Source organism: Rhodothermales bacterium (assembly GCA_017643395.1).
Lineage (GTDB): Bacteria > Bacteroidota > Rhodothermia > Rhodothermales > UBA10348 > JABDJZ01.
Window position 1 is genome coordinate 1 of the sequence record JAEPNP010000005.1, and the last position, 13,888, is coordinate 13,888.

Annotated in this window: 13 protein-coding genes; 4 read left to right on the forward strand and 9 right to left on the reverse strand. The window is 64.9% G+C overall.

Translation table 11 applies throughout. The features are described 5' to 3' along the window. Window positions 1-388: 388 nt before the first annotated feature. The 9 genes from JJ896_14560 to JJ896_14600 form a co-directional block, all read right to left on the reverse strand. Complete coding sequence (locus JJ896_14560; protein MBO6780873.1) at window positions 389-1,174, reverse strand: MOSC domain-containing protein; 786 nt, start codon at window positions 1,172-1,174, stop codon at window positions 389-391. Further along, complete coding sequence (locus tag JJ896_14565; protein MBO6780874.1) at window positions 1,171-2,874, reverse strand: M28 family peptidase; 1,704 nt, start codon at window positions 2,872-2,874, stop codon at window positions 1,171-1,173. Before JJ896_14565 ends, JJ896_14560 begins: the two co-directional genes overlap by 4 nt. A 128-nt stretch (window positions 2,875-3,002) precedes the next feature. Then, the gene (gene modC / locus JJ896_14570; protein ID MBO6780875.1) at window positions 3,003-4,040 is read right to left on the reverse strand and encodes a molybdenum ABC transporter ATP-binding protein; all 1,038 of its coding nucleotides are present in this window, start codon (window positions 4,038-4,040) and stop codon (window positions 3,003-3,005) included. Beyond that, complete coding sequence (gene modB, locus JJ896_14575; protein ID MBO6780876.1) at window positions 4,040-4,684, reverse strand: molybdate ABC transporter permease subunit; 645 nt, start codon at window positions 4,682-4,684, stop codon at window positions 4,040-4,042. The genes modC and modB overlap by 1 nt, the downstream gene beginning before the upstream one ends. After that, window positions 4,681-5,331, reverse strand: a complete 651-nt coding sequence (modA, locus tag JJ896_14580; GenBank protein ID MBO6780877.1) for a molybdate ABC transporter substrate-binding protein — start codon at window positions 5,329-5,331, stop codon at window positions 4,681-4,683. The genes modB and modA overlap by 4 nt, the downstream gene beginning before the upstream one ends. A gap of 52 nt (window positions 5,332-5,383) precedes the next feature. Then, on the reverse strand, window positions 5,384-6,217 hold the full coding sequence (gene speB, locus JJ896_14585; GenBank protein MBO6780878.1) for an agmatinase: 834 nt from the start codon (window positions 6,215-6,217) through the stop codon (window positions 5,384-5,386). Continuing rightward, window positions 6,214-7,434: a D-alanine--D-alanine ligase gene (locus JJ896_14590; GenBank protein MBO6780879.1), complete on the reverse strand. Its 1,221-nt coding sequence runs from the start codon at window positions 7,432-7,434 to the stop codon at window positions 6,214-6,216. The genes speB and JJ896_14590 overlap by 4 nt, the downstream gene beginning before the upstream one ends. Beyond that, the gene (locus JJ896_14595) at window positions 7,431-8,720 is read right to left on the reverse strand and encodes a dihydroorotase (protein MBO6780880.1); all 1,290 of its coding nucleotides are present in this window, start codon (window positions 8,718-8,720) and stop codon (window positions 7,431-7,433) included. Before JJ896_14595 ends, JJ896_14590 begins: the two co-directional genes overlap by 4 nt. A gap of 5 nt (window positions 8,721-8,725) precedes the next feature. Next, a complete protein-coding gene (locus JJ896_14600) occupies window positions 8,726-9,214 on the reverse strand; it encodes a hypothetical protein (protein MBO6780881.1) in 489 nt (162 codons plus the stop codon). 161 nt (window positions 9,215-9,375) lie between these two features. On the opposite strand from JJ896_14600, the gene JJ896_14605 reads away from it, so the two are divergent. From JJ896_14605 to JJ896_14620, 4 genes are all read left to right on the forward strand, one after another. Next, complete coding sequence (locus JJ896_14605; GenBank protein ID MBO6780882.1) at window positions 9,376-10,398, forward strand: hypothetical protein; 1,023 nt, start codon at window positions 9,376-9,378, stop codon at window positions 10,396-10,398. Then, a complete protein-coding gene (gene alr, locus JJ896_14610) occupies window positions 10,388-11,476 on the forward strand; it encodes an alanine racemase (protein MBO6780883.1) in 1,089 nt (362 codons plus the stop codon). Before JJ896_14605 ends, alr begins: the two co-directional genes overlap by 11 nt. A 132-nt stretch (window positions 11,477-11,608) precedes the next feature. After that, entirely contained in the window at window positions 11,609-12,319 is a 711-nt protein-coding gene (locus JJ896_14615) for a response regulator transcription factor (protein MBO6780884.1), read from the forward strand. A gap of 49 nt (window positions 12,320-12,368) precedes the next feature. Further along, window positions 12,369-13,814 carry a HAMP domain-containing histidine kinase gene (locus tag JJ896_14620; protein ID MBO6780885.1) on the forward strand — a complete coding sequence of 482 codons (1,446 nt, stop codon included), beginning with the start codon at window positions 12,369-12,371 and terminating at the stop codon, window positions 13,812-13,814. Window positions 13,815-13,888: the final 74 nt, after the last annotated feature.

Genomic DNA, 13,888 nt, shown 5'->3' on the forward strand with positions numbered 1-13,888 from the left:
TCCCCGACAACTGGGGCTTCCGGATCTAATGCAGCAACCCGCTCAGAGAGCAATTACACAAAAAGGGTTGCAGTCTCCCAGGGAAGCGGAGTGCAATGCGGGGCCCAATTCCACCTACCAGCCCGAAATTTGGGGGTATGGGTGGAAAATGGGGGCATTTTTCCACATGCGGCGCCGGATCGGTCGCCGCGCCGCAAGCCGGCCTCACCCGCACCGCCACACCCGCACCGCCACACCCGAACCGCCTGACCCGCACCGCCGCGCCGGATCGGTCGCCGCGCCGCCAGCCGGCCTCACCCGCACCGCCTGACCCCCACCGCCCCGCTGGACGCGGCCGCCGAGCCACCAGCCACGACCACCGCAGCACCACTCCAACCCCGCGCGCCCGCTACCGCCGCGCGAGCACCTCAACCTCATCGCCAACCCGCACCTCCCCGAGCCCACGTGCGATGGCGTTCTGCCCGAAATAGACCTGGCCGTCCCACCTGCGATAGGTGGACAGCGTCTTTAGCACGCCCTTCCTGCGCTCTCCGGTGTCCGGATCGGTATCAATCACCACACACCGCGCACAGGGCTTCACGACGTCAAACTCAAGCGCGGCGATACGGACGCGTTTCCAGGTGTCCTCCTCGAACGGGCCGCAACCCGAGAGCACAATGTTCGGCCGGAAACGGCGCATCGGGATAGGTGCGGGGAGCCGCCGGTTCAGATCCTCAAGCGACGCCAAAGAAGCAATCAGATACGGATAGCCGTCCGCGAAACTCACCACATCACCGTCCCGGCCATACGCGTGGTCCACTCGCCGATGAGAAGAGTCGGGCATGTACACCAGGCGTACCGCGGCACCCGCGCGCTCGGATAACCAGGCATTGACCACATCCGGCGCCTCCAGCGCACCCACGGGATAGTCCCAGATGGTCACATCCACTTCGGCGCCGAGGTCTGCAGGACTGATCGAAGGTCCGTCCACGAACGCCACCCCATCGCCCGAGAGCCGAGGCTCCACCAGCGCCAGGGCTCCGCTTTCCCGCTGCGTGAAATGCCGGCCGTCCGCATCGACGATCATCCAACGCCGATCGTCCGCAAACCCGCGAGGGCGGACCTCAGCCCGCTCCACGGAATGCCCCTTGCACGACTTGACGGGATAGCGCCAGAGCGCTTCAACGCTGATCATCGCGGGGGCACACGTCCTTGCAACTCCCGGTCCAGGACACGCAGTAACTGGTGGATGCTCTCAACCGCTTCCAGGAAGAAGGCCGGGGTGGTGTCTTCCAGATCATCTGAAGGCTGGTGATAGCCGTCGTGGTCCTCCACGCCGAAGTAGACAAACGGGATGCCCGCCTCGTGAAAGGGCGCGTGGTCCGAGCTGGACGTCCAGTCCTGCTGGGAACTGTCGGCGCCGTCGTGCCCGAACGCAAGCGACACGGGAAGTCCGGATACCTCCGGCTCGATGATGTCCCGCAGGCCAGGCCATCGGTGCGTGCCGGCCGCCCACAGCAATCCCTCGTCACTGCGCGAGATCATGTCCATGTTCACATTGAGCACGACCTCCTCAAGGTCGAAGGGCGCATCCGCCACCAGCGCACGCGCTCCGCGCAGACCGGACTCCTCTCCGTCAAGCGCGGCAAAAACCACGTCGTGCCGCAGCGGCTGGGCACGGATCACGCGCGCGAACTCAACCAGTGCGGCCGTGCCTGATGCATTGTCGTCGGCCCCGTTGTAGACATCTCCGCTTTGCACGCCCATGTGGTCGTAGTGCGCAGTAATGACGATCGTTCCGCGACCGGGCTCGCTGCCTGGAACGGTGAGCAGCAGGTTCACTCCGTCCCGCCCCGCGTGGGAAAACGCATGCTCGCTGGAGCCGGGAAGACGCTCCGCCAGGTAGCGACGTGCTTGCTCGGCACCGTCGGTGCCGAACTGCCGACCCTGCATGTCCTCCGCGGACAACGCGGCCTGGTGCGCGATAAGACGCTCCGCGTCGACCGAACTCGTGATCTCCGGACCAAGCAGCCACGCCAGGACGACCGGCATGCGTCGCTGCCAGGCGCGCTCGGAGTGATCATGTCCTTCAAACTCACGCGTCAGCCAGTCCGCCTCGCTCCAACCCCTCGACTCCATGAGCGCATCCACGCGCGCCTGCCACGGCGCATATCGCGCGTCCAGTGTTTCGGTACCGAAGTCGAACCAGATCCGGTTGTTGCCGGGCTCAGGCAGAGCCTCCCGCAGGTAGGTCAGCGCCCCGTTTTCCGCGGCCGGCCAATGGGTGGAGATGGCCCCCGCAGCTCCGAACACGTCGGGATACTCGGTCAGGGCATACAGCGAAATAAGCCCGCCCATTGACGACCCCATGACCATGGTCTGGTCTCGCGCCGGCCGTGTGCGATACTGCTCATCCACCCAGGGCTTGAGCTCCTCGACCAGAAACCGGAGGTACTCATCGGACTCGTTGTCCTCGAGCGGCCCATAATCGGCGACCTCATCGTGCTGCTCCGCGCTCCAGTGCTCGGCCATCCCACGTGGCATGTACTCGGGGAATCGTTTCGGCGTATTCCAGACCCCCACCACGATGGCCGCCTTGCCGGTTTCCTCAAAGAGCGCGGTCATCGCCTCGTCCACGCCCCAATCCACACCGATGTAGCTCTTGTCCGGGTCGAACAGGTTCTGTCCGTCGTGCATGTATAGCACGGGGTAGCGCGTATCTGTGCTGTCGTAATCGGGCGGCAGCCAGACATCCACATTGCGCGCATCGACGTGCTCAGACGCCATCGAAGCATGATGAATGATGGTGCCCGTTACCGTTCCGGGCCCGGACACGGCCTCTTCCTGGGCACAGGCGACAAGCAGCAAACAGGCTGCCAGGGGAATTCTGGACATCATGAGGACCACGGATTACATCCCTGCACCGACGTACGGAGGCGGCTCGTGTTTCAGAAATCTTGCCGATCGGGCAATCGACGCTAACCTAGCACTCCCTCGACAGACGCGCCCGAGCCCCAAGGCGGCTACGCCAGCACGGCCACACTCTTGATCTGAGCAAACACCTCCCGCCCGGGCTCCAGCGCCAGGGCCTCCCGGGACGCGTGACTGACGTGGGCGACGATTTGAGCGTCGCCCACGCTCAGTCTCACCGACACCCGGGCCCCACCCTGATCACGCACATCCATGACGGTCGCCGGCAGAATGTTGAGGATGCTGGTCATCGACTGCCGTTCCAGCGTGAGAGACACATCCCGGGCGCGTATTCGCACCCGCACGGGTTGGTTACGGGCGATGGGGTCCGAGACTGCCTTCACCGAACCAGCCTCCGTCGCCACCTCCAGCAGGCGATAGTGTTCGTCCCACGCCACCGCTGACCCGCGCAGCAGGGATTCGGCGTCCTCCCGCACCCCCAGTGGGCCGACGAGCATGTCTTCCAGCTTGCCGGACGCCGTGGTGCGTCCATCCTCCAGAAGTACAAGTCGGTCCGCAAGGCGGGCGACCTCATCCAGATCATGCGTGACATAGACCACCGGCACCTGAGCGCGACTGCACACTTTCGCCAGGGTCTGCAGGACCTCTGCGCGGGCATCGCGGTCCAGGGCAGAGACCGGCTCATCGAACAGAAGCACCCGAGCATCCGTGAGCAGGGCCCGTGCGATGGCCACGCGCTGCGCCTCACCACCGGACAGCCGCTGCACACTCCGGTCCAGGAGGCCGGAGACACCAACGGCATCGGCAGCCTCTTCCACAGACGGCCCCGTGCTACGTCTCCGGGAGGCTGCAAACTGCAGGTTGCCGCGCACGTCCAGGTGCTCGAACAGCCTGGGAGACTGAAATACCATGCCGACGCCTCGCTCGTGCACAGGCACCGATTGATCCTTGTCGAGCCAGACAGTCTCTTCCAGAGCCACGCGACCGCGCGCAGACTCCAGTCCGGCGATGCATCTCAGCAGAAGCGTCTTGCCCGCACCGGAGGGGCCCATGACCGCCGTGACCATGCCGGCAGGTGCCTCGAGGGACGCCTGAAGCAGTCTGTCCAGGGAAACCGTGGCGGTCAGCATCAGCGCAGGCGGAGCCCTGGCCGCTTCCAGTACACGGCCAGCAGCATGACAAAGGACACCACCATGAGTCCGCCAGCAACCAGATGAGCGCGCGCGAACTCCAGGCTCTCCGCATGCTCATAGATCGCGATCGACAATACGCGGGTTTCCCCGGGGATGGACCCGCCGATCATCAGGACGACGCCAAACTCGCCGACGGTATGTGCAAAGCCGAGCACCGCTGCCGTGATAAATCCCTGGCGGGCGAGCGGCAGCACGACGTGCCGGAACCGGTCCAGGGGACCCGCGCCCAGCGTCGCCGCCACTTCCTGAGGACCCTGCCCCACGCGCAGGAACGCGTCCTGGATAGGCTGCACCACGAACGGCATCGAATACAGCACAGAGCCGATCACAAGTCCGGAGAATGTGAATGCCAGACCGCCGCCAAAGGGGCCTTGGGCACCCAGGAGGAGCAGCAGGTAGAAACCGAGCACCGTCGGAGGCAGAACCAGCGGCAGGGCCACGAGCGCGTCGACCACGGGGCGAATCCGGCTACGCGTACGACTCAGCCACCAGGCCAGCGGAGTCGCAATCACGAGCAGCACGAGCGTGGTCACCAGCGCGAGGCGAAGCGTGACCAGGGCGGCCTGCAGGTCAGGGTTCATTCGGGAGCCAGGTATCCGGAGCGTTCGATCATACGCGCGGCGTCCGGGGAGGCCAAATAATCCCAGAACCGGCGCGCCTCCGGCTTGTCGCTGAGCAGCACGGCGCCTTGCACGATGGGCGAGTAGAGCGAGTCGGGCACCCGCCAGGCTGCGGCGCGCTCGCCGGCCGACAACTGTGCCCAACTCACCAGCGCCACATCAACACCCCCTGCACGTGCAAACTGATAGGCCTGGGCCACGTTTTCGCCGAACACCCGCTGGCCCGGGGCTCGGAGCGCCGTCAGAGCCTGCTCTGCGGCCGTGCCGTATGGGGCGAGATCCGGGTTGGCGAGGGCGATGCGGGAATCCGGAGATGCGAGCGCGGTGCGTGCATCAGCGCTCGGTGACCATGCCGCCAGGATGCCACGCGCATAAATCCGGCGCGGGCCTTCCAGCACACGATACCGCACGGTATCCGCGGCCAGCAGCACGTCGTACGGCGCCCCCGCAAGAACCTGCGCCACGTGCTTGCCCGTCGAGCCCGGAATGACTTCTGCCCCGGGAAAGCCAACCGCGAGCTCTCGCGCAGCCTCGTGGAAATTGGAAGCAACCGCGATGCGCAGCGGCGCCGGCTCCCCGCCGCAGGAGGCCAACACCAAGGCGGCCATCACGACACCGACGAAGGACCTGCCCCACGGATAGGCTCTGAGCGCCCGCGCCCTACGCATCCGCAAGCAGCCGCCCCAGCAACTCCTTGGCCAGTCTGGCCGCGGCCATCGCGGAAATCCCGCCTACGTCGCGGCGTGGATTCAACTCAACCAGATCCGCACCCACCAGCGTGCCCGGCACCGCGTGCAGCAAATCCAGCACCTGCCGAGTGCTGAGCCCTCCAGGTTCATGATGCGACACGCCCGGCGCAAACGCTGGGTCGAGCACGTCCAGATCCAGAGACACATAAACCGGTCCCTCGACGGCAGGCCACGCAGGTTGTCCGTCTTTCAGCTCCTGCGTCTCGACGCCGAATCTGTCACGCTGATCCGCCTGGTGCCCCGTCATGGTGCGCACGCCCACTTGCACCAGCCGGGCCGCCAGTCCGCCTTCCATGATGCGCGCGAATGGGCAGGCGTGGGAGAAGCGATCACCCTCGAACTCGTCATACAGGTCCGCATGGGCATCCAGATGCAGGATAGTCAGCCCGGGCCAGGCACTGGCGTATGCGCGCATGATGGGATACGTAATGCTGTGGTCGCCCCCCAGTGTCAGGAGCCGGTTCCCTGCTTCGACTTCTCGGGCAACGCGCTCCGTGATCGCGTCTCGATGAGGCTCTCCAAGTGAACCTGCCGCCCATCCCGGGCCCTCCGTCGCCGCTTCCGTCTGCGGAAACACCACATCGCCTGCATCATCCCAGGCAGCCGCGGCCAGATCCAGCCCGCCCTCGGTCCACGTATTGGCGCTCGGGCTGCGCATCGCCTCCCGGATCGCCGCCGGGCCCTGCGCCGCACCCTGCATGAAACTCGACGCGGCATCGAACGGAATGCCGAGCAGACGGATCATCCCTTTGCGCCCTTCAGCCCCCCGAGGTCGCGCTCGGAAAGCAGGTTGACGTCATAGGTCCGGATGCGGCCCTGCGCCTGCCGGTGGCGCTCCAGGCCAAGCTCCAGGACACGATCGAGCAGCTTGGGAAACGGCACACCGGATGGCTCCCAGAGGTAGAAACTCAGCGATCCAGGCATGGTGTTGATCTCGTTGAAGTACACCGATCCGTCTGAGCCGTCCAGCAGGAAGTCGATGCGCACCACGCCCTGACAATCAAACGCCTCGAACAGCTTCACCGCCAGGGCGCGCACTTCAGTGGTCATGGACTCCGAGACGGGCGCCGGGATTTTGCGGTCAAGCGACGCCATGCCCTGTGCGGCCGGCGTCTTGGCACCTTTGGCCCCCGTCCCGCCGCCGTCGCCGCGCATGTACTTGTCCTTGAAGCTCAGGAGTTCATCGCCGGAGAGAGGCTCCTCCAGCACAGATGCCCGGGCATCTCCCCGCCGACCCAGCACGCTGCAATTCAGTTCACGAAGCTGCTGGACGGCCTTCTCGACGACTACCAGGCCGTCGTAGCGCAGGGCCTCTTCGACCGCTGCGTCGAGCTCCTCGCGCGTTGCGGCTTTTGAAATGCCGATCGACGAACCCAGCCGCGCCGGCTTGACGATGCAAGGCAATCCGGGCTCGGCAACCAGAGCATCGAGCATGCGCTCCTCGGATCCGGCCCACTCTGCCTCGTCGAACACCGCGAAGGGCACCTGTGGCACATCGAACGACCCTGCCCAGCGCTTGGCCGCAGCCTTGTCCATCGCCAGCGCGGCGGCCATGGGCCCGCTTCCTGCATAGGCCACGCCGGCGGTCTCGAAGAGACCCTGCAGGTTGCCGTTCTCTCCCGCCCCGCCGTGCATCACGGGCAAGGCGATATCGATTTCGATGGGGTCCTGCCGCCGACCCCATCGCCCGTGAGACTGCTCGAGAACCAGACGTCCGCCATGCGTCGGCAGCAAGCGCACGCGCGTCACGTCGGACGCCTCTTCCACGCCCTGCTTGAACGTCTCGGTCCTGCGCAGGCCGTCACCGCACCACCAGGAGCCGTCCTTGCCCACGTAGACCGGAACGGGCACCCACCGTGTTGTGTCGAGTGCCGCCATGGCCTGCAGCGCCGAGATGATGCTCACCTCGTGCTCCGGCGAAACGCCGCCGAAGAACACACCGACCCGTTTCCGGGGGGTCATGCCTCGTTTCGCACCAGGCGGCCCCGGTTGTAGATGGCCCAGGCACGACCCTTCATGGCAGCACCAACAAAGGGCGTATTGCGGCTCTTTGACTTGATGTGACCGGCTTCAAACGTCCACTCCGAGCTGTCGTCGAAGATGGTGAGGTTGGCTTGGGCGCCCTCCTCTATCACCGGCTGTTCGAGACCGAGGATGCGGCGCGGCTCGATGGTCAGCTTGCGCACGGCCTCGGCGGTGGACAGCACGCCGGGCTCAATCAATTCGCGTCCGGTCAAGCCCCAGGCAGTTTCAAGGCCCAGAATGCCGAACGGCGCGGCAATGAACTCGACCTCCTTCTCGAAGCTGGCGTGGGGGGCGTGGTCGGTACAAATGGCGTCGATCGTGCCGTCGCGCAGCCCCTCTTTCATGGCCTCCACATCCGCGGCGGTGCGCAGCGGCGGGTGCATCTTGTAGTGCGTGTCGTACTCGGACGTGGCCACACTTTCGTCCGTCAGTGTGAAGTGGTGGGCGCAGACCTCCGTCGTCACGTTGATACCGCGGGCCTTGCCGTCCCGCACGAGTTCGACCGCGCGAGCCGTCGAGATGTGCGCCACATGCACATGGCCGCCAGTCGCCTCGGCGATCAGGATGTCGCGTGCGATCATCACCTCCTCCGCGAGGCCCGGAATGCCCGGCAGGCCCAGTCGGACCGACACCTCGCCCTCATGCATGTGCCCGTGCGGATTCAGCGTCAGGTCCTCCTCATGGTTGATCACCGGCTTGCCGAGCATCGCCGAGTACTCGAGGGCCGTGCGCATCATGCCGGCGTCCCACACGGGGGAGCCGTCGTCGCTGAAGGCTACCGCGCCGCCGTCGGCAAGGTCACCCATCTCGGTGAGCTTCTTGCCCGCACGATCCATGGAGACCGCTGCGATCGGGTGCACATCAACCGGCGTCGCGTTGCCCCGCTCGATGATGAACTCGACCACATCGCGCGTGTGAATGGCCGGCTCTGTGTTCGGCATGCAGGCCACCGCTGTGAAGCCGCCAAACGCCGCCGCTTTGCACCCGTTGGCGATGGTCTCCTTGTGCTCCTGACCCGGCTCGCGGAGGTGGACGTGCATGTCCATCCACCCCGGCGAGACGTACCTGCCCGTGGCGTCGTAGACCTCGACACCCTCAGCATCGATGTCGGTCCCGATCTGTGCGATGCGGCCCTGCCTGATCAGGACATCGGCGCGGGTTTCGCGCCCGGTCTCCGGATTCAGCAGGGTGCCGCCGCGGATGAGCAGGTCAGGCTGGGTCATGGGATCTAGCGGATTTCCACGTACATGGCGAGCCGCTCGAGCTCGGTATTGTCCACGTACTTGCCGATTTCGGTGTAGAAACGGTCCATCGAGTCGTACGGACGGTACTCCTCGAACTCGTGGTGCATGTGGTCAGTCATGCCCGGGATGAGCATGATGGCCTCTTTGGTTGCACTGTTCAGTTCGATGGGCACGAACACGGAGGCATACAGCTCTGCGCGGTCGCTGTCGGGAGCGGTGGCCTCCACGACGGCTTCCAGACCCGTCGCATCGTCGAACGGTCGGGCGGCGACGATGGCAGCGGCCAGATCGGCGCCGACGGCGGTCGCCAGCTCCTCTTCAGTCGCGGAATTGGCATTCAGCAGCGCGGCGGGCGCCTCGGTCATTTCCTCCATGGGTTCGTCTGCGGCTGCCTCGGCGGGAGCTTCAGCTTCCGGCTGGGCGCAGGCGGTCACGAGGAAGAGCAGGGCAAACAGGGTGAGCAGACGGCTCATCGGAGTGTATACAGGTGGGTTTGGGTGGGTTCAACCCGCAAGATCGCACATACAGACGACGCCCGAGACCGCTGGGATCGTTGCACAGAACAAGAAGCTGTGAGAAGTTACTTTCGCGCTGAGGGTCCGAGTTCGCTGATGCAATGCAATCCACACAGATCATGCTTCGTTCTTGCCTCGCCCTGCTGACTCTCCTCCTCATGGCCGCGGATCAACCGGCAGAGGCCCAGCGCGCTGCCGAAAGCCGGGATGGCACCCGGTTCTTCTTCTCGGCGGGCACGCACATCAGGGCGAGCTATTCCGACCGGCAGGAACGACAGGTGGCCGACTTCCACGTACGCCGGGCCCGATTCCGCATGCGAGCTGAAATGGACAGCGGGGCCGGTCTCTACATGCAGATTGATGGCGCACGCGGTGACGTGGGTGTCCTGGATTTCTTCGCCTTCTATGACATCTCGCCACAGCTCAGGATACGGGCCGGCCGCATGGCCAGCGCCCAACCGCGGTCCCTCATCCGAACCAGCATGTTTCAGATCGACGGCGTGGAGCGCGCGGCCATCGCAAATCACTGGGGTTCGCTATCCACGTATTCCGGCCGGGACGAAGGTGTCGATCTAACCCTGACCAAGGGCAGCGCCGAGTATCAGATTTTCCTGCACGACGGAGGTCCCCGGCTCAACCAAACGACCGAAGCCCGGTTAGCCATTACCGGTGCAGCTTCAGTACGGCCGACGAGCCTGGAGGGCATCGAAATGGGCGTCTTCGCCGGCTACAACCCGCACGGCTCTGCCGGCAACGCTCCGTCTCCCCGATTTGTATCCGGCGGCGCGCACCTGTACTACGGAGCCCGTCCAGGCTCGCAGCCGATCAGGTTCAAACTGGACCTGATCGCCGTGGATGAGGCAAACAGCGATTCGGGCGGTGAGCGGACCTCTTTGGGCGTCTCCCTTCTCGGCGCCGCCAGGGCCAGTCGCGGCAGCGAGTTGTATGCGCGCGGCGAAACGCTGGGATTCAAGGACATGGATGACGCCCGCTACTATTCGGCGGGGTTTAGCTTCTCCCCATCCGCGCGTCGGGGAGATCCCTATCACCAGGAGCGCATCACACTCGAGCTAGGTCGCGTCGAGCCTGCCAACGGCGTCGCTTACACCACCCTCATTCTCCAACTACAGCTTGCCATCTGACCCGCAGCACGCCCCGGTCCGTGCCCATGTTCACCTTGAGGCGCTGACGCACAACCTGCAGGAGATCCGGCGGAGAACGTCGGCCCGCGTGATGGGGGTGGTCAAGGCGAATGCCTACGGGCACGGCGCGGTGCCCATCGCCCGTCATCTGGTGGCTCACGGGGTGGATGTGCTGGCGGTGGCTACCGTGCCCGAGGCGCTTCAGCTGCGTGAGGCGGGCCTGGAGGAACGCATTCTGGTGTTCGGTGCCGCCACCGAAGCCGATCTGGCGGTGTGCTCAGCCCGCGACATCGAACTCACCGTCGCCTCGCAGGAGTTGCTGGAGCAGGTGCTGGCCTCCCGGCTGGCGCTCCGACTGCACCTGCAGGTGGATACCGGCATGCTGCGGCTCGGCCTGGTCCCCGAATACGCCCATGAGCAGGTGGCCCGCATCGCGCGAAAGCCGAATCTCGAGCTCGCCGGCGTCTTCACGCATCTGGCGGCGGGCGATGGCGTGCGAACTCCGCAGATGGACAGCCAGATGGAGCGCTGGCAGGGCTTCCTTACTCGATGCGGCCCGCTGGACTGCCTCAAGCATGTTTCCGCTACCGGTGCCCTGTTCAACAGCCCGCATGTGCTCGAAGGCACTGATTATGTCCGCCCGGGCATCGCGCTATATGGCCTTTTTGAGCGCGATTCGCCGCTTCGACCACTGATGCGCGTCACCAGCCGCGTGGCTCGGGTGGCAGACGTGACGAGGGGCACTCCCGTTTCCTACGGCGGTCGCTGGACCGCCCCTCGCGACACCCGCATCGTCACCGTCGCTGCCGGCTACGCGGACGGCGTGCCCCGGATCATGTCCGGAGGTCCCTGGATGGGCGTCCGGGGTATTCAGGCGCCCATCGTCGGTACGATCTGCATGGACATGTGCATGCTGGATGCCGGGCCGGGCGCGGAGGTGAACGTGGGCGATGAGGTCGTGCTGTTCGGCGAAGGTGGTCCCTCCTGCTTCGACGTGGCAGGCTGGGCAAATACAATCACGTACGATGTGGTCTGCGGCCTCTCTTCGAGGGTCGCGAGGGTCTACGCAGGCCAGTGATTGCAACCCTATTGTGAAGTCACGTATTTTTTGCGGCTTCGTCACATTTCGGAGCCCGCCAAAAACGGTCGAGCGCGTTAGACAAAGTCTGTTCGCTTCAATCGGCCCACACGCCACTTACATATAGAGATCATGGCCAGCACTTTCGACCCTTCCGAGCTGCACATTCTCGTCGTCGACGACGAAGAAGACGTAGCAGAGGTCGTTTCCCATTTCCTTCGCCAGGAAGGGTTCAATGTCCAGGTGGCGCATGAGGGCAATGAAGCCCTCGAGAAGGCCACGCCGGAAGTCGACCTGATTGTGCTCGACATCATGCTTCCGGGCGTGGACGGTTACGAAATCTGCCGCCGCCTCCGCAGCCGTGTGGAGACCGAGACCATTCCAATCATCTTCCTGTCCGCGAAAGGCGAAGAGGATGACCAGGTGCGTGGCCTCATGCTGGGCGCGGATGCCTACCTGACCAAGCCGGTCTCGCCGCAGGTCATCGTGGCCCACGTGAAGGCGGTCCTTCGTCGCGCAGGTATCGAGGAGTCCCGCACGCTGCAGGTGCGCAATCTCACCATCTACGAAGACGAGTATCGCGCGTCTCTCGACGGCAAGGACCTGGGTCTGACACTGACCGAGTTCGAACTCGTTCGCTATCTGGTCCGTCACCCGCGCAAGGCGTTCACGCGCCAGCAGCTTCTGGAGACCATCTGGAAGGACGCGATGATGGTAACCGAGCGCACGGTGGACGCCCACATCAAGAACCTCCGGGAGAAACTGGGTGCCTTTGCCCAGCACATCCAGACGGTTCGTGGCGTCGGCTACCGGTTCGTCGAGGAAGAGACCGTTCAGGGCTGAGCCCACTCCGGGACAACCCATCTGAATGGAAGCTGAAGGTCCTGCACCTGTGAGCACCGGCCGCGGGCTGGCCGGTCTCGTATTCCCGTCCCGCGCCTCCACGCAGACGTGGATGATCCTCACGTTCGTGCTGTTCGTGGGCATCGCCGTGGTTGCGGTGGGTCTGTACGTCACGTTTGTGGTCGGCTCTGAAATCCAGAGCACGATCCGGCAGACGCTGTACCAGCAGACCGTGCGCATGGCGGAACGGGTGGAAGATGCGTCGCCGGAAGACCGGGAGCGCGTGGTCGCAGAGGTGGCCCGTCTCACCGATCTCCGCATCACGGTCGTTCTGTCCGATGGCGGGATCATCGACTACGACGGACGGCGTCCGGTGGAAGTCTCCGGCGTGCTTACCGCCCCGGAGGTAGCCGGACTGACCGATGGCGAGGCCCGCTACGAGCAGCGGATCGAAGGCTCCCAGTCCATGTTGTTCGCCGCGATGCACCGGCCTGCATCCGGCATGATTGTGCGCGTGGGCCAGATCCGCCCTCCGCTGATCATCCTCCTGGAACGCATGCGGGCCGCCCTCATCGTGGCGATGGTGATGGCACTCATCCTGACCCTGCTCGGTAGTTGGATTGCTGCGAAACGCGTCACGCAGCCCCTGGAGTCCATTCGGCGCAGCGCACGGTCCATCAGCGAAGGCGACCTGGACGAGCCGATTCTTGTGGACTCCCGCGCTTCGGAGTTCCAGGACCTGGCAGACAGTCTCAACAAGATGACGGAGACCTACCGGGACCAGATCGTCGAGCTCAAGCGCATGGCCGCCCTGCAGAATGAGTTCATCGGCAACGTCTCCCATGAGGTTCGTAACCCGATCTTCTCGGTGGGCGGCTACCTGGAAGCGCTGGCGTCGGCCTCCCTCACAGACCAGCAGCGCAAGTTCTACGCGGAGAAGGGCCTCACCAACCTGGAGCGGCTGAACAATCTGTTCAACGACCTGATCGAGATTGCCCGGCTCGAGTACCGCGAAGACCTCATCCGCACAGAGCCGTTCGATCTGCAGGAGCTGGTGGACGAAATCGCCGAGCAACTGGCGCCCAAGGCCCACGAAAAGGGCCTGGAGCTCATTGCCAGCAACCCGCGTCATTTTGTGCGCGCAGACCGAGCCCGCATCCGCCAGGTACTCATCAATCTGGTCGACAACGCGATCGCCTACTCGGATGAGGGCACCGTGCGGTGTCGCTTCCGCCGGCACCTGGACAAGGTGCGCATAGAAGTGGTCGATACGGGGCGTGGCATCCCCGAGGACCACCTGGAACACATCTTTGAGCGGTTCTACCGGGTGGACCCCGACCGGTCGCGCAAGTCCGGCGGAACCGGGCTGGGCCTGAGCATCGTCAAGCAGATTCTGCATGCGCACGGCGAACCGGTGCACGTAGAATCCACGGCCGGCCGCAGCACACGCTTCTGGTTCGAACTGCCCTACGTATCCCAGGAGGAGGAAGCGTAGACCCGGGCCGGTTCGTGAAGCTCAATTCACTGGCGGCGCCCAAACCTGCAGGCCCGATTGCGCGTAGACTTGAA